Raw genomic sequence first — 21635 nt, 5'->3', positions numbered from 1 at the left:
CGCGCCCTCAATGAAGCCTATTGTCTAAGTGCCCTCTAACCAGCTGGAGGAAGGTTGCCCCCTCTAGTAAAGATAATCCTTGGCTTTGTATTCATCGTGGCAGGCTTTGCAGGTTTTTCCTGTAGCGCCAAACTGCCCCTGAATTGCAGCGCGATCCCCTTGCGCGGCCACCTCAGACAACTTCGCAGCTTCTCGTCGAAAATCAGCCAGCTTTGCGTTGAAATCTTCACCGTTGAGCCAAATTTCAGGTTTAGCGCGAGTCTTCCCCTCTTCAGAACCGGGGGCAAAACCTCGTTCGACTTGATATCCAGATACACCAGCCAGATCGTCAGCCCATGCCTGAAAAGTCTCATCATTCCACTCAATCTTTCCCTTCACCATGTCCGCCATAGGCCCAAAGGTCATGCCTAGAAGCGCGAAATACGATTGACGCAGGGACTGCAGTGGCTCAGCTTTCTCGATGTGAGCAACCGCAGGGATAGTTGCGGTGAGGGTGATGGCGACAATGACAAGACGGTTCAAAAACTTCATGTTTGATTCTCCTAACGGTGTCCATTAATTCATGCTGAAATCGCTACAGCGGCTATCATGACTTGCCAGGATCATCCTCGCAAACACGGCTGCACTGGCTGCGGCAAGCCCACCGCGGCACCTTAAAGCGTACTGTTAAAACCACCGCCGTCCAAGAGTATATTTTGTCCAACCATAAACCCCGCGTGCTCAGAGCATATAAACGCGCATGTGGCTCCAAATTCGTCAGCGGTACCGTACCTGCCGGCTGGAATAGCCGCGCAACGACGCGCAGCAACGGCCTCTTTACTTTCCCCCGTAAGGCTCGCCTCGTAAGTGTCCAGACCCACCGTTCGATCTGTGGCGTGGAGGCCCGGCAACAAGTTGTTAATAGCGACACCTTGCTTGGCGACATCACGCGCAATACCCGCAACGAAACCCGTGAGGGCCGCCCTTGCCGTATTCGATAACCCCAGCACTCCAATGGGCTGCTTAACAGAAACACTCGTGATATTGACCACCCGACCCCAGCCACGGTCGCACATACCGGGCACAGTAGCTTGCATAAGAGCGATCGCTGCATAAGCATTGGCATCGAAGGCGGCAATAAAGGCGTCGCGGTCCCAGTCGCGCCAGTTTCCCGGTGGCGGGCCTCCAGCATTGTTAACCAAGATATCTAAATCACCGCTACCCGCTAAAATCGCTTCACGGCCGCTAGGCGTTGTCACATCAGCAGCCACCGTGGAGACTTCAACACCATAGGCCTCTCTAATGGCTGTTGCCGTGCTCTCAAGCGCCTCATGACCCCGGGCATTGAGTACCAGGTGCACCCCTTCTGCTGCTAATGCTTCAGCACAACCTCTTCCTAAGCCCTTTGACCCCGCACAGATCAGCGCTCGCCGACCTTTGATTCCCATCTTCAAGCTAATTACCTCCAATAAAACCATCGGCTACGTCACCGCGTACATGGTGCATGTACTATTACAACAGTACCTGATTACAACGATGTAGTAGGGCGCTCAGTCGCAAAAATTGTCGGCGACCGAGCATAACTTTACATGACAGGTGACAGTCTGTAATTTTGCGCATTGCAAAAAACAGGCTCCACCCACGCCATCGTCGAACCCATAGGTCGTTGCTAGCCCAGAACCCCTTGCTAGCACTTAATCCCACCAACTTACTAGGACTCTATTTGTGATTACCTTCTCCCTGAATGGCGAACCTGTCCGCTTTAATGGTGACCCGAGTACACCATTATTATGGGTTATACGTGATGACTTTAAGCTCAAGGGCTCCAAATTTGGCTGCGGCGCTGGCTTGTGTGGCGCCTGCACCATGCACCTTGACGGAACGGCCATTAAAACCTGCGTTCTGCCTGTAGCCGCTGCGGCTGACAAAGCAGTGACCACGATAGAAGGGCTTGGAAATCCAGAGGATCTACATCCGCTGCAAACCGCTTGGATAGAACACAATGTGCCTCAGTGCGGCTACTGCCAGAGCGGTCAAATTATGGCTGCAGCCGCATTGATAGCCGATAAACCCAGTGCTTCCAGTGAAGACGTTGACAACGCTATGTCAGGAAACATTTGCCGCTGCGGCTGCTACCCCAGGATAAAGGCTGCCATCATGTCAGTAGCCGCCAGCGCTATCAGTTACGACGCCGCTGCTACGGAGGCGAACTCATGAGCAATCAAACCCTTAGCAGAAGACACTTTTTGAAGGCCTCTGGCATGGTCGGAGGGGGCATCGTGGTAGCTGTCGCCCTACCCGGCTGCGCGTTTAAGGGCCCGCACCCCATCGAAGTTACTGACGCTGGCTTTGTACCCAACGCTTTTCTACAAATTACTCCAGATAATCATGTCACCTTTTATTGTCCCAGCGATGAAATGGGCCAGGGTATCCGTACGGGCCTAGCGACGATTGTCGGTGAAGAACTCGATGTAAATCCCGCCACCATGCTGGTCAAAGCTGCGGGCTCTCACGAAGACTACAACAACCCCGAGTTTCGTGTTCAGGGAACCGGAGGCTCTAACGCCGTTCGCGTATTTTATGAGCCTTTAAGGCAAGTTGGCGCTGACACCCGTGCACTGCTGCTTAACGCGGCCTCCTTAGACCTAGGCATACCAGCCGACCAACTACTCACCGCTGACGGGTTCATTGTTGCCGGTGACCGGCGCTATCCCTACGGTGATTTTGTTGAAACCGCTTCATCTTTAGAAATGCCCATCGCCTCCGAACTAAAAGCGCCCTCACGTTTTAAATACATTGGTGCCGATGCTCCCAGAGTCGATGCTCTGGCGAAGGCCACAGGCACAGCAAACTTTGGCATCGATGCGGATGTGCCCGGCATGGTCTACGCCGTTGTCGTTCGGCCACCAGTAGCCGGATCCAAAGCTTTGAGCTTTGATGACAGCACTGCAAGGGTCGCCCCGGGTGTTCTCGCTGTTGTGCCGGTATCAAGCGGGGTTGCGGTAGTAGCCGAACGATATTGGCAGGCCAATCAGGCCGCAAAAAAGCTCACCATCGATTGGGAAGAGACCCCGCTTTCAACGGTGACCTCTGAGCAAGTTCGACAAGACCTTAGCGCGGCACTAGAGGCCGACAATGATACTGAATCGACCCGTGCGGGAGATCCAGAAAAGGCCTTTGCCGACGCTGACGCCGGCACAATTTTGGAAACCGACTACTACGCGCCCTTTCTCGCCCATGCACCCATGGAGCCGCTGAACGCAACCCTGCGAATCACTGAGGACGGTGCCGACCTATGGACTGGCGTGCAATTTGTTGGCGCGGCACAAGGCGTTTTGGAGCGCCTGACAGGTCTGCCCAGAGGGAACATAAAAATACACAATCAGTTTCTAGGGGGCGGGTTTGGTCGCCGTGCCACGTTGTCTCATATTGTTGAGGTAGCTGAGATTGCGTTAAGCGTCGATAAGCCCGTGCAACTGCTATGGTCTCGAGAAGATGACCTGCGGCATGGTTTCTACAGACCCGCGGCGATGATGAAGATAAAGGCAGCTGCGGATAGTGAAGGCCACATTACAGCGTGGCAGGCCCGTCGCTCCGGCGCTAACATCTCTGCACAAACCTTTAAAAATGCCCTACCAGGCGTGCTGCCTAACCTGCCCACCGGCTTACTCAATGGCCTTGCGGGCGCCATGGATTATGTCTTCAAAAATTGGGCCGTCGACGGCTCCAGTGTTGAAGGACTTCATGAAACCTATTCCCTGCCGAGCTACCAAGTCTCCCACGCATCGGTTGACCACGGCTTACCCACCACATTTTGGCGTTCAGTAGGACATTCCTATACCAGTTTTGCCGTCGAATCGATGATGGATGAGCTCGCGGAAGCGAAGCAGTTAGACCCCGTTGCACTGCGTCTAAAAAACTTGAACGACAAACCCCGAATGCAAAATGTCGTGGCTGAAGCAGGACAGCTCATGGCCGCAATGACAGTGCCAGAAAACCACCATTTGGGATTTGCTGCGCATTCATCCTTTGGCACTGATGTGGCTCAAATTGCTGAAGTGTCGGTTACCGAAGGCCAGATTCGCGTGCACAAAGTGACCTGCGTTGTTGATTGTGGGCTAGCAGTCAACCCTGACATCGTCACAGCACAACTGGAAGGCGCCGTAATGTTCGCGCTAACCGCTGCGCTTTATGGGAGCATAGATCTGGAAGGTGGTGCCGTTGTGCAAAGCAATTTCCACAACTACCCGATCTTACGCATGAACGAATCCCCCGCCGTTGACGTTGTCATTATAGAAAGCGAAACGCCCCCGACGGGAATAGGCGAACCCGGCGTACCGCCGCTTGCCCCTGCGGTGGCAAATGCGGTGTATCGCGCAACCGGGCAACGTTTACGTGACTTGCCCCTGCAACTCGCTTAATTGACAATCTGGCCCCATGTAGTGCAACCGCGACGGTTCAACAGACAACTTCGCAGTCCCAGCCTTAGGCGTTAATGCAGCCCGGCCGGGGCGTGCGGAGTGAGCCCCGCAGAAGCAGGGTCCACGCCACACCACCTAGGAGCATTGGATGCGCTTGCCCGCCACAATTTCGACCCTTTTACTGCTACTTACAACGACAGCGTGCTGGAGCGCGACTGCCAAATCACAGAACGCCATTGACCCATCTGCGACTACACCCCCTGCGGGCACCGAAACAGCCGCTACTCAAACACGCTCACCTGCGGACTCACGACTGTGGCTTGAGAATGTAGAGGGCGAGCAAGCTCTGAACTGGGTAAGAAAACAGAACGCCCGAACATCGACCCGACTGCAGGACGACGCGCGTTATGACTCACTTCTAGCCACCGCCCAAACGCTGTATGAAAGTGACGACCGCATTCCCTATGGCAGTTATTACGGCGGATTCGTCTGGAATTTTTGGCAAGACAATACATTTACCCACGGACTTTGGCGACGAGCATCGCTGACGAGCTATCTGACTGATAACCCCGAGTGGGAGGTCATTATTGATCTGGACGCCCTCGCTGAAAAGGAGGCCATCAATTGGGTTTGGCGCGGCGCCGACTGTCTGGCCCCACAGTATGATCGCTGCCTAATCACACTATCTAAGGGAGGCAGCGACGCCGCGGTGCGACGCGAGTTCTCGCTTTCTGATCGACAGTTTGTACCCGATGGCTTTGAAACACCCGAGGCCAAAGGCAGCATCGCGTGGGTCGACGAAAACACCGTGCTGGTAGCTCTAGCAACAGAACCTGCCAACACCACAAATTCGGGTTATCCCTCCGTTATTTATCGCTGGTCCCGCGGCTCCAAGCTCGAAAGTGCCGAGATCGTGTTGGAGGGAAACACAACAGATGTCGGCTTGTGGCCGGTCCGCTTAGAGGATCATGGTGGCACGGTGCACATGATGGCTGCCCAGGCACAAACATTTTACGAGTCTACCTACTGGTATTTGCCATCTATCGGCGAACCTAAAACTCTGCCAATTCCGGCCAAAACATCAATTGAAACGCTCTATCAGGGGGAGCTCGTTTTTTCTCTTGCCGAGAACTGGCAGGCTAAAAATACGACAGCAATTCACCCCGCCGGCGCTTTAGTCTCGATTAACCTGCCTGACTTTATTGGTACGGGGGAGATTTCCGCCGTAAGGACACTGTATCTGCCTTCTCCAACCGAATCGGTTGGGAGCATCGCAGCCACCAAAAGTGCGCTTTTAGCAACCGTGGACAATAACGTCATTGGCGGTTTGATGGCATTTGATTTTACCGATGGTGAATGGTCAAAAAGAGCCATTCCTGCACCTGACAACTTGACGATAAGTTTGAGCAGCGCCAGTCGCGAAGAAGATATTGCCTTTATCAATGCCGAGGGTTTCCTAACTCCAGACACATTAATGCTGGCGGATACGGCCAAAATGACGCTGCGCTCGATTAAGACTATCCCAGAACGTTTTGATAGCTCAGGCCTCATCGTAGAGCAGATTGAAACACGATCTCCTGACGGCACCGTGATCCCCTACTTCGTCGTTCGGCATAAAAACACAGCTCTAGATGGATCCACCCCCACTCTGCTTTATGCGTACGGCGGCTTCCAAGTTTCCATGCGCCCCCGATACTCGGGCAGCCTTGGCAAACTTTGGCTGGAGAATGGCGGCGCCTATGTCTTGGCGAATATCCGTGGCGGCGGAGAGTTTGGCCCTGCCTGGCATCAGGCAGGGCTCAAGACGCAGCGGCAGCGTATCTTCGATGACCTTATCGCCGTCGCCGAAGACCTGTCAGCTAAAGGTCTGACCAGTGCTGAACACTTGGCGGTTTATGGAGGCTCTAACGGCGGGCTACTCACCGGCGTTATGTACACCCAGCGACCCGATCTCTGGCAAGCCGTGGTTTCAGCCGTGCCCCTGCTCGATATGCTGCGCTACCACAAGCTACTGGCAGGAGCCTCATGGATGGGGGAGTACGGTGATCCTGACGACCCAATAGAAGGGGCCTTTTTGCGCGGCATATCGCCCTACCACAATGTTAGCGCAACCCAGGAGTATCCAGAGATTTTCCTTTACACCTCAACCAAGGATGATCGCGTTCATCCCGGGCATGCACGGAAAATGTCCCACCTGCTTGAAACGCTGGGACATGACTATTTGTATTTCGAAAATATTGACGGCGGACACGCAGCGGCAGCCAATCTCAGCGAGTATGCCCGCCGCGACGCCATGCTCTACGTCTTTTTAATGCAAAAGCTCATGCCAGCGCCAGCCGACAAATAGTCGGCCTTCAAAGCTTGCCCCGCCTGAGAGCTTGCTATTGCAAGCGCTCAGGCGCATACCGCGGTCTGACTGCATGCACCGGCATAGAGCAGCAGCTAAAACAAAGGGCGAGTGCAAGCCGTCCTTGGCAGTACCCCAGCCTTAAATCGCCGACATGCCACCATCAACGGCAACAGCCTGTCCGTTCATAAAGCTGTTCGTGGGGGACATGAGCATCAGCATCACTTCCACCATTTCTTCGGGATCACCCATACGGTTCATGGGTGAACTTTTCTTGAGCGTGTCCATTCGATCCGCCAAGCCGCCTTCCTGAGTCACCAAAGGCGTCGGGGAAAAAAACGGGCAAATAGCATTCACGCGAACACCTTGCCGACCAAACTCATAGGCGGCGGTTTTTGTGAGTCCAACCACACCATGCTTAGCAGCCGCATAGGCACCCAGCAAAGGTGCCGCGCCAATACCCGCCATTGAGGCCACATTGAGCACGGTGCCACCGGGAGCGTCTTGTGCCAGCATCTGCCGTACAGCGTGCTTGATGCCAAAGAAAACGCCCTTGGTATTGACGTTGTAGTTGAGGTCCATTTCCTCCTCGGTCACTTCAGTCAACAGCTTTGGCTCGGAACCTAAGCCTGCGTTGTTCACCATGATATCGAGTCGACCAAAACGCTCTTTGGCGGCTGCAACGATGGCCTCAACATCTGCCTCGTTGGCCACGTCACAGGTCATCGCAACAACCCGGGCGTCATCGGCGAGAGCAGCCGCAACTGCCTGTAGCGGTTCGAGGTTAATATCACTAATCACTAAACGTGCGCCTGCCGCATGTAAATTTTCAGCCATGAGTTTGCCAAAGCCACTGGCCGCGCCCGTAATACAAATAACCTGATCACAAAAAACATCCCACCGGGACATATCACACTCCTAGTTAAAAAGATTTGTCGGGGGCCTTAACCCCCAAGCATCAAAGGCACTAAAGTCTAGCGACTCAACGGCCCTTCCAATTGGGGGCTCGCTTCTCAGCAAAGGCCATCGCGCCTTCTATGGCATCTTCACTGGTAAATACCGGCTGAAGGATGTCCTGCTGGCGACCAAACATTTCGTCAGTGCTCCAATCTTCTGAATCTCGGACGACCTGTTTACTCAGTTTAACTGCTAGGGGTCCGTTACCTGCGATCTTTGCCGCCAGCGCCTGTGCCGCAGCAAACGCCTCGCCTTCAGGCACCGTTTGGTTGATGAAACCCAAATCCTTAGCCCGCGCGGCATCCATAAAATCGCCAGTTAATGCCAATTCCATCGCGACGCGATAGGGCAGCTGTCGTGGGAAGCGCAGCAACCCTCCAGCGCCGGCGGCCAATCCTCGTTTCACTTCAGGGACACCAAATTTTGCTGTTTCCGCTGCGACGATCAGATCGCAGACCATGGCCAGCTCACAACCACCCGCCAAGGCATACCCCTCAACGGCAGCAATCAGCGGTTTTGCAGGGGGCGCTTCGGTTAAACCACCAAAGCCTCGATCCTTAATATAAGGCACCTCACCACTGACGAATGCTTTCAGATCCATCCCCGAACAAAAGGTATTGTTTGAGCCTGTTAGAATTGCCACTCGAATATCATCGTTGCTGTCGAGCTCAATAATGGCCGCTGCAAGACCTTCGGCCATGGCTAAATTAACCGCATTTTTTGCCTCAGGCCGATTGAGGGTAATGGTCATAATTCCATCGCTTACCTCGGTAATAACTACGTCGCTCATTTGTCTATCCTCTTTTTTCATTGTATTCGAAGGCCTCGCAGTCGCGCTTGCGGGCCGTTTCAGTTGTGTCGATAAGTGCAGGCAGCTCTACAAAAAGATGAAGCTATTGCCCTGTTCACTCGGCGTCACCACGACAGACCTATTGTCAGCTTCGTGACGGTTAAAAACTTCAAGTATCTCAGAGGCTTCGCGCCCTACTTTGGCGATAAATCGCGCATCGCTCTCGAGCAAACGCCCGACAATTGTTGCGGTCTTCGGCTGTCCCTCTCGATCATACGCCACTGTGTAGGCCTCCAATCTCCCTTTACCGCTTGGGTTCGCCTCGAAGTCTGGGGCTGTTTGGTTGGACATTTGCTCTTGAAGATCAGCGCTGTCATAGGGTTCATAGCCCGTCGGCGTTGTCGCATAAATACCGACCGCATATTTGGATAGAAGCCCACCGTTAGCCGCCACTAACCCAAACTTTCCAGGGTTAACCCGGAGACGCATCACCATTTCTGCCAGGGCATGCATTGAGTAACTATTACCCGGCCCCCCAAAAAAGGGTAACCCACCGGTCACGGTAAGGCCTCTGGGATCATCCCCTGATAACCCGATCGCGTCGATCGCATTGCTCACCGCAATCGGGAAGCAGCTGTAAAAGTCAAAATAGCTGATGTCATCGGTGGTGCAGTTCGCGCGCTCCAGCGCGCGCCCCAGCGCTAGACCTGCTGAAGGCGCCTGACCCAGTTCTGCGCGCAGTGTGATCGGTGGCTCCCCTGCTGCCGCCTGACCGTGAAGATAGACGCGATTCTCAGAAGGAATATTTAACTCGTCAGCCAGCTCCGTCGAAATTACCACCAAAGCCGCACTTTGATTGACCTGATCACGTGCCACTAAACGTTGAGGGTAGGCATCAACAACCCGACGGTTGCCTGCTTCTACGGTAATGAGGTCAGCGGGAGTAAACGCCCTGTCACGCTGAGCTGCCAAGGGGTTTTCTGATGCCACCGCGGCAAAAGGTGCAAACAAGGCCCCCATTTGATCGGCCCAGGTCTTTACGTCGACCCCTGCAGCGATTCGTTTGGCGTTCTCCATAATTCCATAAAATAACGGCGGTGATATCAAACCATTCATAAGTTCATCATGCGTCGCATAATCCAAGGTCGGCTTACGATCAATTACGGGGTCATCGGAACCTTCCGACCAGTCCACATCACTGCCCTGCTTTTGAAGAAAGCGTGTCGTTGAAAGCGCCTCACCGCCACTGATCAGCACCGCTTTGGACTCCCCTTGCCAAATGCGATCGCAGGCTTCGGTGACGAGTTTCTGAGGAGTATCACCACCACTTGTTGCCCAGATTGCGGTCGCTGGATTCATGGCTAATCGCTGGCAAACAGAACGCGGGAAGTTGGTTGAACGCCCAAAGGGTCCTTCTAAGTGAGGTGCTGAATCTTCGAAGATTCGCGTGGTCATCAGCGTGTCAATGTGCTCTTTACAGTTAATCATTCCAGCATCGACGAGGGCCAATTCGGCGGCTCGAGCAGTGATTGCAACTGGCGACAGCATGGCATAATCGGGATCGTCGATGCGCTCAGTAAACTGGCTGGCACCAACGATGACTGGAGTATTTGCTGCAACGAACGGCATAGAGTGTTCTCTATTGATAAAATTGCTGGCAAGCTTACCTGCTGACCGTAGGTAGTAACACATGCATTTTTCAAATTTTGCCACTCGCTATCAAAAAAGCACGGGAACCGTGCGACTAATGGAGGACCTGGGAGCAGCAACCTCGGCAACCGGCCCCATTTGCCAACTGGGCGGCGGTAATCCCGCGCACATTCCCGAGGTAGAAGCTCTGCTGCGCGAGGCTATGGCAGATGTGACCGCCGATACTCACGCCTTTGGCAAAATGGTCGGCGAATATGATGCCCCGGGGGGAAATGTGGCCTTCCGGGAGACCCTCGCAGATTTACTGAGGGAGAAATTTGGCTGGCCTCTAACGCAAAACAATATTGCCATTACAAACGGCAGTCAAAGCAGCTTCGGACTTCTATTTAACAGTTTTTCCGGCCCATTTCCTGATCATAGCCACAAACGCATACTCCTGCCCTTAACACCTGAGTACGTGGGCTATTTTGATGTTGGTTTGGCAGAGCAGCCCATTTTTGAAGGCCGGCGCGCTGAAATCGATTTACTACCCAATCGTCAATTCAAGTATCGGGTGAATTTCGAAGGTTTGCAGCTGAATGAAAACCACGGGGCTGTCTGTGTTTCACGACCTACCAACCCGACGGGCAATGTCATCACCGACAGCGAAATGCGTCAACTTCGCAGCGAGTGTCAAACAGCTGACTTACCATTAATTGTTGACGGGGCATATGGATTGCCCTTCCCTGGCATGGTGTTTACATCGGCAACACCCTTTTGGGACGCCAACACAATTTTGCTGCTGAGCTTATCGAAGCTTGGCCTGCCGGGCCTACGCACCGGTATCGTGGTTGCTGCGCCTGAAATTATTCAACTCATACAAAATACCAACGCCATAAACACTTTGGCGCCCAGCCGCGTGGGTCCCACGCTCCTTACACCCCTGCTTCAACAAGGAAAACTACAAAGCATTTGTGATGAATTGATACGCCCGTATTACGAGCGCAAACGTGACCACGCCCTGCAGGTTATTGACGAGGTCATGGCTGACCTCCCGGTTCGAGTGCACAAACCCGAGGGTGCTTTGTTTTTGTGGCTTTGGTTTGAGGGGCTCCCAATAACCTCAGAAACGCTCTATCAGGAACTCATGGCGCTGGGAGTATTTGTGTTGCCCAGTCGCCCATTTTATCCACCAGGGCGAACTAGCTGGCGACATCAGGACGAGTGCATTCGGGTTAATTACGCCGCCTCGGAAGACACAGTGATTGCTGGATTAACTCAAATCGCCCAAGTGGTCCGCTCCCACTTCTAAGCTCCTGTTAACGAACGAAGCCACAGGTCACTGCAACGCTAAACGTCACACTATCAGCTGAGCGTGACAAGGCGCCGCGAGAGATTCGTGGGGGCAACATTTACGCATCAGCAACGTAATTTCCTATTATTGGCGCCGCATAACACTACTCAAGGCGGTTTACCCGGCGCAAATAGCTACGCTCCGCCTCGCGAACCAACAAACCCGTATTTTGCTTTTCATCGGGGTCTTCTGTAATGAGAAAATGCAGGCCCAGCGCACAAGTCCTCCCATCTAAATGACGAACATCAGCCTCCCTGTGAACGCTTATGTCATTAAGTGTCAGGGTAAGGTGAACGTCTTCTCCAATCATGAAGCGGGTAAAGTCCTGCGCCTGCAGTCTTAAGCGCACACCACTGGTATTGATGTCCTGCGCACTCGCAGAGCAAGAGAAGCCGGCGACAGATTCAATGCGCACCGCCATGGGGAGGTCTCTCAGAATAGGCACTCGATATAAATTGCGCCTGCCCGCCGTGTGAATGGCATCAGGCATATATAGGGCTACGTCCAACTGGCCCTGTTGCCCTAGCTCTGATCTTTTGACCGTAGTTAGAAATACGTGAGCGTGGTCATCGTAGTTAAAGGTCACGGTACAAAAATCGCCGGCATCAAATAGCGTCTGCACATCGTTTAATTCGAGGGTGAGTTGCACCTCTGATTCTTCTATCTTACGAAAAACTCCAAGCCAAGAGGCCCCGAGCTGGGAACTGTTTACCATGAGCTCTCGATGCCCCACGCTCGCACGTTGGAGGAGTCGCTCAACTTCACGCCGCTCTTGGCTATCAGGAGCTGTATCGATTGGCATTTCTTGAGACGCCTTAGAAGTGGGCTGTGATGAGAATAACCCTCTCAACCAACTTTTCATTCCCTAAACCCCCTGCTCCATAGTCACAGCAAAGTAAGTTACACCAAAGCGGCATTTAGACACCACTCATCCCCCTGATAGGTATTCACTGAGACTGGCAATTTTGATCTTATCCGCCGTGGACTCTGGCAACCTCGATCAAATCAGTCGCCAATGAGTTTGGCTATCATGGCGAAGCCTTTCTGTTTTTGTTGCTTCCTGAGTCTTGAATTGGCAGGCTAAGGATATGAAATGAACCTGCGCTGATTAGCACAGATCATTCGATAAAAGCTTGGGCTCTAAATCAACGCCTTCATTTCGCAATGCCTGTGAGGTCATACATTCCAATATGAAGCTCTATCCACCCAAGGTGGCCTTTGCGGTTGTCGTTGCCAATATGGTGGGGACCGGCATCTTCACCAGCCTGGGCTTCCAACTACTAGCAATTTCTGACACTCAACTTATTTTACTGCTGTGGTTTATCGGTGGTATCTGCGCACTTTGTGGCGCTCTGTGTTACGCAGAGCTGGGCGTCAGGCATACAGATTCGGGCGGGGAATACCATTTTTTAACGGAGCTGATACATCCTTATGCAGGTTTTATCTCAGGGTGCGTCTCGGCAACGGTTGGATTTGCTGCGCCGATTGCTCTAGCAGCCCTCACCTTTGGAAGCTATCTTCAAGCCGGCCTCGTGCCTATCGATCCAAGGTGGTCGGCCACATTTCTTATCGCTACGCTAGTCATCATTCACACTCGAACTCGCAGCGAGAGTAGTGCCGGGCAAGTCTACCTGACAGCACTAAAACTGTTGTTAATCATTGGCTTTATTAGTCTCGCGCTGTTTAATACACCCGCGTTTATTGACCAGCTCCGTGCCGACACACAACCCAGTGCCGACACGCTATTTAGCAGCGAAGTCGCTGTTGCCCTCATTTATGTCACCTACGCTTACTCCGGTTGGAATGCGGCAACTTATGTTTTAGGGGAGATGGAAGATCCGCGACGCTACCTACCCCGGGTGCTACTCGCGGGTTGCGCTTTTGTGACTTTGCTTTATCTGGCACTCAATGCGGTATTTCTCATCTCAGCGCCCATTGATGCCATGCGAGGAGAGGTGGAAATTGGCTACGTCGTCGCAGGCTATTTACTGGGAGACACGGGCGCCCTTGTCGTCGCAGTCATACTGGCAGGCATTCTTATTTCAACCGTTAGCGCGATGGTACTTGCCGGACCGAGGGCACTGATGCGTCTTGGTGGCGACTACCGGCGCTTAAGATGGCTGGGGGTCCTCAACAAAGACGGACTGCCTAAAAACGCCATTTTTTTCATGGGCGCCATTGCACTGCTTTTTTTGTGGTCCTCAACCTTTGAGCAAATACTCGTTTTTGCGGGATTATTAATGGCGACCAACACACTGGTCACCGTCATAGCGTTGTTTATAAGTCGTTTCCGAAGCCCTGGGCATGCTGGAGACAACCTTTATCGAATGCCGTTTTACCCGCTGCCAGCCATTATTTTTCTCGGCATTACCGGTTGGACCGTCATTTATTCAGCCTTTTCATTTCCAACGCAAGTTGGTGTCTTCGTGATTGCGCTTATCGGCGGCTGGCCCCTTTATCGTTGGGCGCAAGGTTCTGGAAACTGACCTGCCTAGCGTTATTAGACTCCGCTACACTCACCCGCAGGATGGCTAGGGTATTGAACAATGACTGAAAAAAACGCTAACAATGGCGCTCGCGCCGCCGAGAACCTGACAGAACTCAAGGTTCGTATGAAGCGGTTCATCAATGAGGCCGTTATTCCTCATGAGGCTGCTCTGCTAACCGGTGATAGTCATCATCTGATGGAAGACCTGAAGGCTCAGGCTAAAGCTCAAGGTTTATGGGCATTGGGCCATCCCAGTGAGCTCGGTGGCGGTGGGCTTCCCTTCATGGACTTTGCTCATCTCAACGAAATTATTGGCCGCTCTTACTTTGGCCAAATGGCCGTAGGCTCTATCTCCATGCAAGATTCGATCATGCTTCATCGTTTTGGAAGCGAGACTCAGAAAGAGGCGTGGCTTGACCCCTTGGTCGCCGGTGACATTTACCCTTCGGTAGGGTTAACCGAGCCCGATGTCGCAGGCTCTGATCCAACACTGATGCAAAGTCGCGGCGTACTCGAGGGTGACGAGTGGGTCATCAACGGACGTAAATGGTTCACCTCTGGTGCAAATGTTGCCGCCTTCACCACCGTCTTCTGTGAGACCGAGCCGGAGCAACAACGACACGGAAAGTTTTCAGCGATCATCGTCCCTACAAATACACCGGGTTATGAAATAAAACGTGTTGTAAAAACCATGGGCGATACCGTAGGTGGACATTGCGAACTGGAACTTAAGGACGTGCGAGTTCCCGCCGCTAACATCCTCGGTGAGCGTGGGAAAGGATTTACGATTGCTCAGAAGCGCCTTGGGCCGGGTCGTATTTTTCACTGCATGCGCTGGCTAGGGCAGGCCCAGCGGGCCTTCGAGTTGATGTGTGAGTATGCGGGCAAACGCTACGCCCACGGATCTTTGCTGTCTGAAAAAGGCGAAATACAGCGCTACATTGCTGAATCTGCTGCGGAAATTCAGGCAGCACGCCTTATGACCTTGGACGCAGCCCGCGTCATGGATGGTGGCGATGATGCACGCGTACAAATTGCACTGATTAAATTCTGGGGTGCTCGCATGCTGCACAACGTTATTGACCGCGCTATTCAGATTCATGGGGCCCTTGGCGTTACCGAGGATACCCCCCTTGAATTTATGTACCGAGAAGCACGTTACGCCCGCATTTATGACGGACCTGACGAAGTGCATCGCATGACAGTAGCCCGAAAACTCGTGCAAGACCCAATAGGTAATGCGCCCTGGTAAACGCTGTACAACCGAGCCGATTGTTCCAGCGTTCGGGCCGCATATTCAAACGGGTTCCAGTCCGTCAGACTGGGCCCTGCAATTGCTTTCGTATCTCTCGGGCAATAACCCAAAGGCGGTCTTGGCCCCACAGGGAGACAATGGGCACGCCGCTGCCATCGAGCAGTCGAAAGCTAGGCACCCCCCAGCATCCGGCACTGTACATGACGACACGATTTTCCTCTAATAACGATTCCCACCCCGCTTCACCTAGGTGACCTTTCGCAACCTGCCAATCTAACCCTGCCGCCTCAACGACCTTTTGTAATCCCCTGTCGGCTAAGGTATCGACCCCCAGAGCAAACGCATGGCGCAGAAAGCTGCTGATCAGCTCAGTACCTTTTCCTTGGGTTACTGCCCAAGGGTAAAGTGAATAACATTTGCGTGCAGGCTCACCAATGGGGTCGCTGAAATTGCCATAGTCAACGCCCAAGGCCCGAGCCTCTCGAGCTGCATCCATAAAAATATACATTCCCTTCATTGGCGTAGCCGGGACGCCACGCATAACCATAGGCAATACCGGGCGCAGGTTGAGGGTTACTCCAGAATCTTTCGCGAGTTGTACCGCGCGATCAAAAATTACAGCGCTATAGGGGCTGCGTAATGACGCGTATATTTCCAACGTTAGCGAGCCGTCACTGCGTACACCACCCCAATTGGGCTCCTGACGTGGCGCTAACCATGGTGCGCTATCATTGCGATCTAGCCCCAGCTCCGCCAGTCGTTGTTCCAAGTGATGTAGGCGATCGACCCCCCAAAACCACTCACCGCCGTAATAAAACATAGCACCCGAGTAATGTTTAAGCGCGTTCCTGCGCGCGTTTCCCAAGGCCAAAGCAGCATCAACTTCCGCCTCTGAGGCGCACCCCAGCTCAGCGGCTAGTCGATCTAACTCCGAAGCATCACCAGACCAAAGCGCGCGACTCACCGGCTCAACCGCTGACACGCGCTTTACGCCACTGGCAGCCGCCAAAATCCCCTGTGCCTTTTTAATCTGCTCAGGATCAAGTGCTTCGTTGTGCTCAGCAAATTCCAGCCCATAATCTGGCGCAATCTGATGCGCATCGTATCGGGACAATCGAGCAAGCATTTCGGGCTCGGCAACGTTCTTACCGAACGATTGATTCACAAGATGACAAGTCAATTCAACATCGTAGCGATCCGCCATTTTGACAAGCAACTGGGCTGCCAAATGGCTATAAGCGTCGTCAACCTGATGGAAGTATTCGATGGTGTGAGGCCGCTTTTTTTTACGCCTCGCCCGCTCTGCGGCCGCCCGACGTTTATTGACCTGCTTTATCGTAAACAACCGAGTCATCACCCGTGAAGAAATCCAGCGGACTAGGCGATTAGGGTCTGATGTTGCCAAGCCCCCCTGGTCTTCAAATTTTTCCGTCATATTGTGCACCTAGCGCTCTTGGTACGAATCCGACACATTGTTGTACTGAAGGTCCAAACACATTCCGGCAAAACCCTGCCGCGCGGTTTAATGCTTACACTATTGACTTTACAAACACAAAAATTCGAGCATTTATTGAGGCTCATGGCACAGTTTTAAACACGCTGAAAAGCGCCCATCTAAGGTTTAGAGCACTCTGTAGCGCTAGGAAATTAGGCATCCTCCAGCGGAAAACGGTGAACCAAAAGACTGGCCAATCACAGCAAACGGGCAGCCACCGCCGGCTGCTAATGATTTTACCTTTTATAGTTTCGCCCAATTTTGATGCCAGCACGATCAACATGACTTTGGGTGAACCGCTCAGCACGGACTGAAGGCGCTGAAGCAAAAATCTCCTATCCAATTACGTCCAGTTGCTCGACCTCTGGCGCACCCGCGAGGAGCGCTCCTACTTGTTGAAACGCCGCCGCAAAATGCGCGGTTTCACCATGGGCCTTGAGTGCCGCAGCATCGACATACTGCTCCATCACTTTATACGTCTGGGTATCTGTTGTGCTTCGGTGTAACGCATAGAGCATATTACCGGGCTCGTCTTCACGCACACGTCGTGCAAGCTCTAAAAACGCCGTCTCAAAGGCTTCGTTTTTGCCTTCTTGCACTTTTATTGTTGCGATTAATCCTATCGCCATCACTGTTTTCCTTAAGTCACTGTCTGAAAAAAAAACCTAATACCCTGCCGTTCCTGAACACAGGCTTTGATAAAAACTGTCATCAAGGCGCTGGTAACTCTCTGCCTTAGGAGGGCGCACATAAATTGCGTCTTGGCCCACTTGGTCTAAATGAAAGCTCTGCTCTCTTAACTCTGTCTTTACCAGTTTAAAAGTGCCCGTTGTTTCGAGGGCGCCCTGTAAGCGAATAAACACGGGGCGCGCATACGCAGGCAGCTCTGTATCCACCAAGCGGCTAAACCCCGCCACATCGAAAGTGTCAGGCGACTCGACCGCCAGCGCAACCATTCCCGCTTTACCCTCGCAACCCGGCACCTCGACGCCGTACACATTAGAGAGATGAATCTGGGGGTGTTGATTCAGCACCTCTGCAACTTCATTCGTCGACACATTTTCCGACCGCCAACGGAAAGTATCCCCCGTTCTGTCGACAAACTGAAAGTGACGAATTCCAAATGCAAAACCAACATCGATTTCTCGAATTAGATCTCCGGTATCGAACCACTGATCACCTGCTTTGAAAACGTTTTGAACAACTTTCTTCCCTGTTGCATCCTTGTTGGTGTACCCGTCGAAGGCATAGTCAGTGGTTATTTCGCCCAGTAACAGTCCTGGCGTACCAGCCGCCACTTCAATGCAGTGACCCTCATCATCGCGCAGGATTTCTTCATTTTCTTGGTCATACGCCACCAAGGCTACCTTGGCAAACGTTGCGCCAATGGTTTTATCTTTATTAAAGAAATTCGCAAAGGACACATTGCCCTCGCTGCTGCCATAGATCTCACAAATTCGCGCAACCTTGAAACGTGCCTTAAAGGCATCCCATACATCAGGTCTTAACCCGTTCCCCAACATTTTTTCCAAAGGGTTATTCTTCTCTTGGGGATGTTCGGGCTGCTGGTTTAAATAGCGACACAGTTCGCCCACGTAGATAAAGCTATTCGTTTTAAACTGCTGAACTTCGGACCAAAATTTTGAGGCTGAAAATTGACGCCGTAAAAATACTGAGCCGCCTGACAATATAAACGCCAACAAACCAGGGCCTAGACCGGTGATATGGTAAACGGGCAAGCAAAGGTATAAACGATCAGAGGGTTTCACTCGAAAGCCCAACCGTCCTAACACGGTGCTAGCTGCCAATGCCTTGCGATGCAGCATAATGGCCGCCTTAGGGAGGCCGGTGGTGCCAGAGGTGTAAATATAGAAGGCCACCTCTCCGGCGGTAATTTCTCGGGTTATGGGAATATTCTCAGCACTCTGACCAGCCATTTCAGCCTTGAGATCTACACACCAATCAGGACAAGTCGATGTGCCCGAGTCAGAGCACCACAGATAGGACCCAAAATCGCTCAGGGCTAGCGCCTCGCGACTCGCGTCAATGACCGAAGTCCGTTCATCGCCAACAATGATGTGATTAGCCCCGGCTGCTTGCACACAGTGCACCAGACCTGCGCCGGTCAGACTGTTATTGATCAAGGCACAACTTGCACCTACTTTGAGTGTCGCTAACAAACTTAGAATAAATTCAGCCCGGTTCTCCATCAGCAAAGCAACACTGTCGCCCCGCTTCACACCTCGCGCTTGCAGAACTCGCGCGAAACGATTGGCCGAGTCATTAAACTCACTATAGGTCCACTCTTGCCCTTCAAAAATCAGCATTATACGTTCAGGATGATCGGCTACCGTGTCTTCAAACGCTCCGGCCACCGAAACAGTTTCAGTGTGCGCAGGCATTTTAAAATTGAGCGCTGGCAATAAGTGACGCATCTCGCCAAAAACTCGGGCAACCTCTTTTATTTTTCGGATCCTTTCCAACATAACTTTGCCTCCAAGGCTGCACTTACTCACTCCTGCCGATCGATATTCGCCTGACTCATTTGTCGGGTAACACCATAACCCGTTCCCACTCTGCAGAACGACTGATAAACCCTATTTTTACCTTAAAACGCATGATGTCCTCTTCAAGCAGCGTTATTTCCGCCGGCTTATACTCACCTAGTGGCGGCGCATACACCTCGCCCCTCCATGTATTCTCTTTAGCACTCTCCACCTCAAGGTTGCGTGCCACTGCAAAACCCACTGCATCCGGGTTTTTATCATTTCTAACAACAACACCCGTATTACTATCAGCGTCGAATTGAATCCAAACCGCCTCGCCCTGACGCTTCCAAACACCTTCTATCGTGCCGGCCAAAAGCTCCATAGCGAACCCCAAAAACATGAAAAAAATAATCCCTCGAACCATTGTGAGCCTCTCTGCTATTGAATTGCCGATGCCGTTTACTACATATTCTAGTTAGTACACTCCGATCATCTTAAACGCCCCGCACCACTATTTAGCATAGAATATGCCAATATATTGAGTGCCATGGCAAGTCCATTCCTTTATATTGTCGATTGTGATGGAACAAACGTGGTTGGGAAACCACCAAGCTCTGTAAAAACGATGGCATTATTTGAAAAAGAAATCTACGGGAGCACTTTGCGCCAAAGTGCAACGTCCCCGACCGAGGGCCACTCGCAGCCGCAACCCTTTACTTAATTACACAGTTGTCTGAAGATTCTCAGCGCATTGAACCAACCATTGGAGCCCGTTGTTGTGGAAATCAATCAAAAAATTATCGTAGTCACCGGTGCCGGCAGTGGTATCGGCAGGGCCCTCGTTGAAAAATTTGTGGCTGACGGCGCTAAACAAGTCATCGCCGTCGATATCAACGCCGCGAATGCTGCAGAGACCGCCGACGCAAACGCCTGTCTGGCAATGACCGCAGACGTTTCATGCGAAGCGGACATGATTCGCGTCATCGAAGACGTTGAGTCTCAGGTGGGCCCCATTGATCTTTTTTGCAGCAACGCAGGGTTGGCTGCAGCGCCCAGCGAGCAATCCCCCGATCAAGAGTGGCAAATCAGTTGGGATGTTAACGTGATGGCACACGTTTATGCCGCTCGCCATCTGGTGCCACGAATGATCAAGCGAGGAGGCGGTTACCTCCTTAATACAGCCTCTGCCGCTGGACTTCTTAACCAAATAGGCGGTGCCGCCTACGGTGTTACCAAACATGCAGCTGTGGGGTTTGGCGAATGGTTAGCTCTTACTTATGGCCATCAGGGCATTAAAGTATCGCTACTCTGCCCACAGGCAGTTCGTACCGCTATGACCGCAACGGACCCTGATCAAATCGGTACTGAAGGGCTTCAAGCCGCTGCCGGAGATGGCATGCTCGAGGCCAACGTCGTGGCCGACATCGTGACAGCAGGCCTCCAAGAAGAGTCTTTCTTAATTCTGCCTCATCCCGAGGTCACTCAGTACATGCAGCGAAAAACAGCAGATTACGACCGTTGGATCAAAGGAATGAATCGGTTCCATCAGACGCTCACTGAAGCGTAATCACAAAAACCTGCAGCATAAAAAGACGAGACGCCAACTTCGAAAATTTTTCGTAAGATTTTAGCGATCGCTTCGCTTTGCCAGCTGGTGTGCAGGCTCTAACAACAGGCGTTTGAATTATCAGTCTTAGCAAACTCCCCGGCGCCAACCTACCCATGGCGCATTAACTCCCGGGCCTATCCAGTACCTGTGATCGCTAATAGCTGGGCTAGTGGGTTGCGCAAAGGGCTCTGACCGCGGGCATTTAGGGCAGCGCCGCGGCAACCAGTCAGCCAGCACTAATCTTGGGGGCCAGCACTTGGTGGCATATTTGACTGGCCTGACGCCGTTGAGATATACCCGGCAACGGATAAGCCAGAGAGCAATGTCATGGCAGTAGAAATAGACCATCAATTTTTTGCAAGCGCCGATAGTTTGTGGGCAATTCTAGGCACGCCAGATCGCGTCGATTGGGTGCCGGGGGTAGAGCATTGCGACCTAGAGGGCGATGTTCGCTCACTAACACTGCCGGGAGCAGGAGACATTAAAGAGCAAATACTGCTTCATAGCGATGAGTGTCGCACCCTAGAATATTCCTGCATTGAGGCGCCGGGGCCTTTGCAGTCACACCGTGCGAGAATTGAGGTTATTCCCACTAGTACTGGGTGTCGGCTTCTCTGGCAGACAGAAGTCACCCCTGTTGAGCTTGAAACCTTTATACGCACCAGTATGGAGGGGTGCTTAGTTCGCCTAGAGGAATTATTGGCCACACAGCGGTGAAGCATTGCCCACGCCACCCCGAGGCTATAGCACTCAGAGGCAATAGCGGCAAAGGTCACAAGTGGGATAGCAAAGCTTTAAGCTTTTAAAGCTCGAGCCCTGAGT

18 protein-coding genes are annotated in these 21635 nt (G+C 52.6%); 8 read left to right on the top strand and 10 right to left on the bottom strand.

Features of this window, described 5'->3' with window-relative positions:
- Positions 1–63: 63 nt before the first annotated feature.
- Together ACMAZB_RS05685 and ACMAZB_RS05680 are read right to left on the bottom strand one after the other, a co-directional pair.
- A complete protein-coding gene (locus ACMAZB_RS05685) occupies positions 64–531 on the bottom strand; it encodes a c-type cytochrome (protein WP_435219763.1) in 468 nt (155 codons plus the stop codon).
- A gap of 122 nt (positions 532–653) precedes the next feature.
- Positions 654–1427, bottom strand: a complete 774-nt coding sequence (locus tag ACMAZB_RS05680; RefSeq protein ID WP_435220060.1) for an SDR family oxidoreductase — start codon at positions 1425–1427, stop codon at positions 654–656.
- A gap of 277 nt (positions 1428–1704) precedes the next feature.
- Here ACMAZB_RS05680 and ACMAZB_RS05675 point away from each other — a divergent pair, with 277 nt between their 5' ends.
- The 3 genes from ACMAZB_RS05675 to ACMAZB_RS05665 all read left to right on the top strand — a co-directional run bounded on the left by ACMAZB_RS05675 (position 1705) and on the right by ACMAZB_RS05665 (position 6747).
- Complete coding sequence (locus tag ACMAZB_RS05675; protein WP_435219762.1) at positions 1705–2196, top strand: (2Fe-2S)-binding protein; 492 nt, start codon at positions 1705–1707, stop codon at positions 2194–2196.
- Entirely contained in the window at positions 2193–4400 is a 2208-nt protein-coding gene (locus ACMAZB_RS05670) for a molybdopterin cofactor-binding domain-containing protein (protein WP_435215189.1), read from the top strand. Before ACMAZB_RS05675 ends, ACMAZB_RS05670 begins: the two co-directional genes overlap by 4 nt.
- A gap of 148 nt (positions 4401–4548) precedes the next feature.
- Complete coding sequence (locus ACMAZB_RS05665; protein ID WP_435219761.1) at positions 4549–6747, top strand: prolyl oligopeptidase family serine peptidase; 2199 nt, start codon at positions 4549–4551, stop codon at positions 6745–6747.
- A 141-nt stretch (positions 6748–6888) separates the two neighbouring features.
- Here the strand turns inward: ACMAZB_RS05665 and ACMAZB_RS05660 are convergent, their stop codons facing one another.
- The 3 genes from ACMAZB_RS05660 to ACMAZB_RS05650 all read right to left on the bottom strand — a co-directional run bounded on the left by ACMAZB_RS05660 (position 6889) and on the right by ACMAZB_RS05650 (position 10123).
- Positions 6889–7656 (bottom strand): SDR family NAD(P)-dependent oxidoreductase, encoded by a 768-nt coding sequence (locus ACMAZB_RS05660; protein WP_435215185.1) that lies wholly within the window; start codon positions 7654–7656, stop codon positions 6889–6891.
- A 73-nt stretch (positions 7657–7729) separates the two neighbouring features.
- Positions 7730–8494, bottom strand: a complete 765-nt coding sequence (locus ACMAZB_RS05655) for a crotonase/enoyl-CoA hydratase family protein (RefSeq protein WP_435215183.1) — start codon at positions 8492–8494, stop codon at positions 7730–7732.
- An 87-nt stretch (positions 8495–8581) separates the two neighbouring features.
- On the bottom strand, positions 8582–10123 hold the full coding sequence (locus ACMAZB_RS05650) for a hypothetical protein (RefSeq protein WP_435219760.1): 1542 nt from the start codon (positions 10121–10123) through the stop codon (positions 8582–8584).
- 61 nt (positions 10124–10184) lie between these two features.
- Here ACMAZB_RS05650 and ACMAZB_RS05645 point away from each other — a divergent pair, with 61 nt between their 5' ends.
- Entirely contained in the window at positions 10185–11435 is a 1251-nt protein-coding gene (locus ACMAZB_RS05645) for a valine--pyruvate transaminase (RefSeq protein WP_435219759.1), read from the top strand.
- 145 nt (positions 11436–11580) lie between these two features.
- Here ACMAZB_RS05645 and ACMAZB_RS05640 read toward each other — a convergent pair whose 3' ends face one another.
- Positions 11581–12279, bottom strand: a complete 699-nt coding sequence (locus ACMAZB_RS05640; protein WP_435219758.1) for a PilZ domain-containing protein — start codon at positions 12277–12279, stop codon at positions 11581–11583.
- Positions 12280–12610: 331 nt separating this feature from the next.
- On the opposite strand from ACMAZB_RS05640, the gene ACMAZB_RS05635 reads away from it, so the two are divergent.
- Positions 12611–13963 carry an APC family permease gene (locus ACMAZB_RS05635; protein WP_435219757.1) on the top strand — a complete coding sequence of 451 codons (1353 nt, stop codon included), beginning with the start codon at positions 12611–12613 and terminating at the stop codon, positions 13961–13963.
- Between the two features lie 60 nt (positions 13964–14023).
- On the top strand, positions 14024–15217 hold the full coding sequence (locus ACMAZB_RS05630; RefSeq protein ID WP_435219756.1) for an acyl-CoA dehydrogenase family protein: 1194 nt from the start codon (positions 14024–14026) through the stop codon (positions 15215–15217).
- Positions 15218–15281: 64 nt separating this feature from the next.
- On the opposite strand, the gene ACMAZB_RS05625 is transcribed toward ACMAZB_RS05630, so the two are convergent.
- The 4 genes from ACMAZB_RS05625 to ACMAZB_RS05610 form a co-directional block, all read right to left on the bottom strand.
- Complete coding sequence (locus tag ACMAZB_RS05625; protein WP_435219755.1) at positions 15282–16655, bottom strand: DsbA family protein; 1374 nt, start codon at positions 16653–16655, stop codon at positions 15282–15284.
- 395 nt (positions 16656–17050) lie between these two features.
- A complete protein-coding gene (locus ACMAZB_RS05620) occupies positions 17051–17344 on the bottom strand; it encodes a putative quinol monooxygenase (protein ID WP_435215171.1) in 294 nt (97 codons plus the stop codon).
- Positions 17345–17380: 36 nt separating this feature from the next.
- A complete protein-coding gene (locus ACMAZB_RS05615; protein WP_435219754.1) occupies positions 17381–19201 on the bottom strand; it encodes a long-chain-acyl-CoA synthetase in 1821 nt (606 codons plus the stop codon).
- A gap of 55 nt (positions 19202–19256) precedes the next feature.
- Positions 19257–19628 carry a DUF2147 domain-containing protein gene (locus tag ACMAZB_RS05610; protein WP_435219753.1) on the bottom strand — a complete coding sequence of 124 codons (372 nt, stop codon included), beginning with the start codon at positions 19626–19628 and terminating at the stop codon, positions 19257–19259.
- A gap of 354 nt (positions 19629–19982) precedes the next feature.
- On the opposite strand from ACMAZB_RS05610, the gene ACMAZB_RS05605 reads away from it, so the two are divergent.
- Together ACMAZB_RS05605 and ACMAZB_RS05600 are read left to right on the top strand one after the other, a co-directional pair.
- Positions 19983–20771, top strand: a complete 789-nt coding sequence (locus ACMAZB_RS05605) for an SDR family oxidoreductase (protein WP_435215166.1) — start codon at positions 19983–19985, stop codon at positions 20769–20771.
- Between the two features lie 369 nt (positions 20772–21140).
- The gene (locus tag ACMAZB_RS05600) at positions 21141–21530 is read left to right on the top strand and encodes an SRPBCC family protein (RefSeq protein WP_435219752.1); all 390 of its coding nucleotides are present in this window, start codon (positions 21141–21143) and stop codon (positions 21528–21530) included.
- The last annotated feature ends 105 nt before the right edge of the window (positions 21531–21635 follow it).

The organism is Luminiphilus sp. nBUS_07, from assembly GCF_051201685.1.
Lineage (GTDB): Bacteria > Pseudomonadota > Gammaproteobacteria > Pseudomonadales > Halieaceae > Luminiphilus.
The sequence above is the reverse complement of the archived record's forward strand: the minus strand, read 5'-3'. Positions and strand labels throughout refer to the sequence as shown.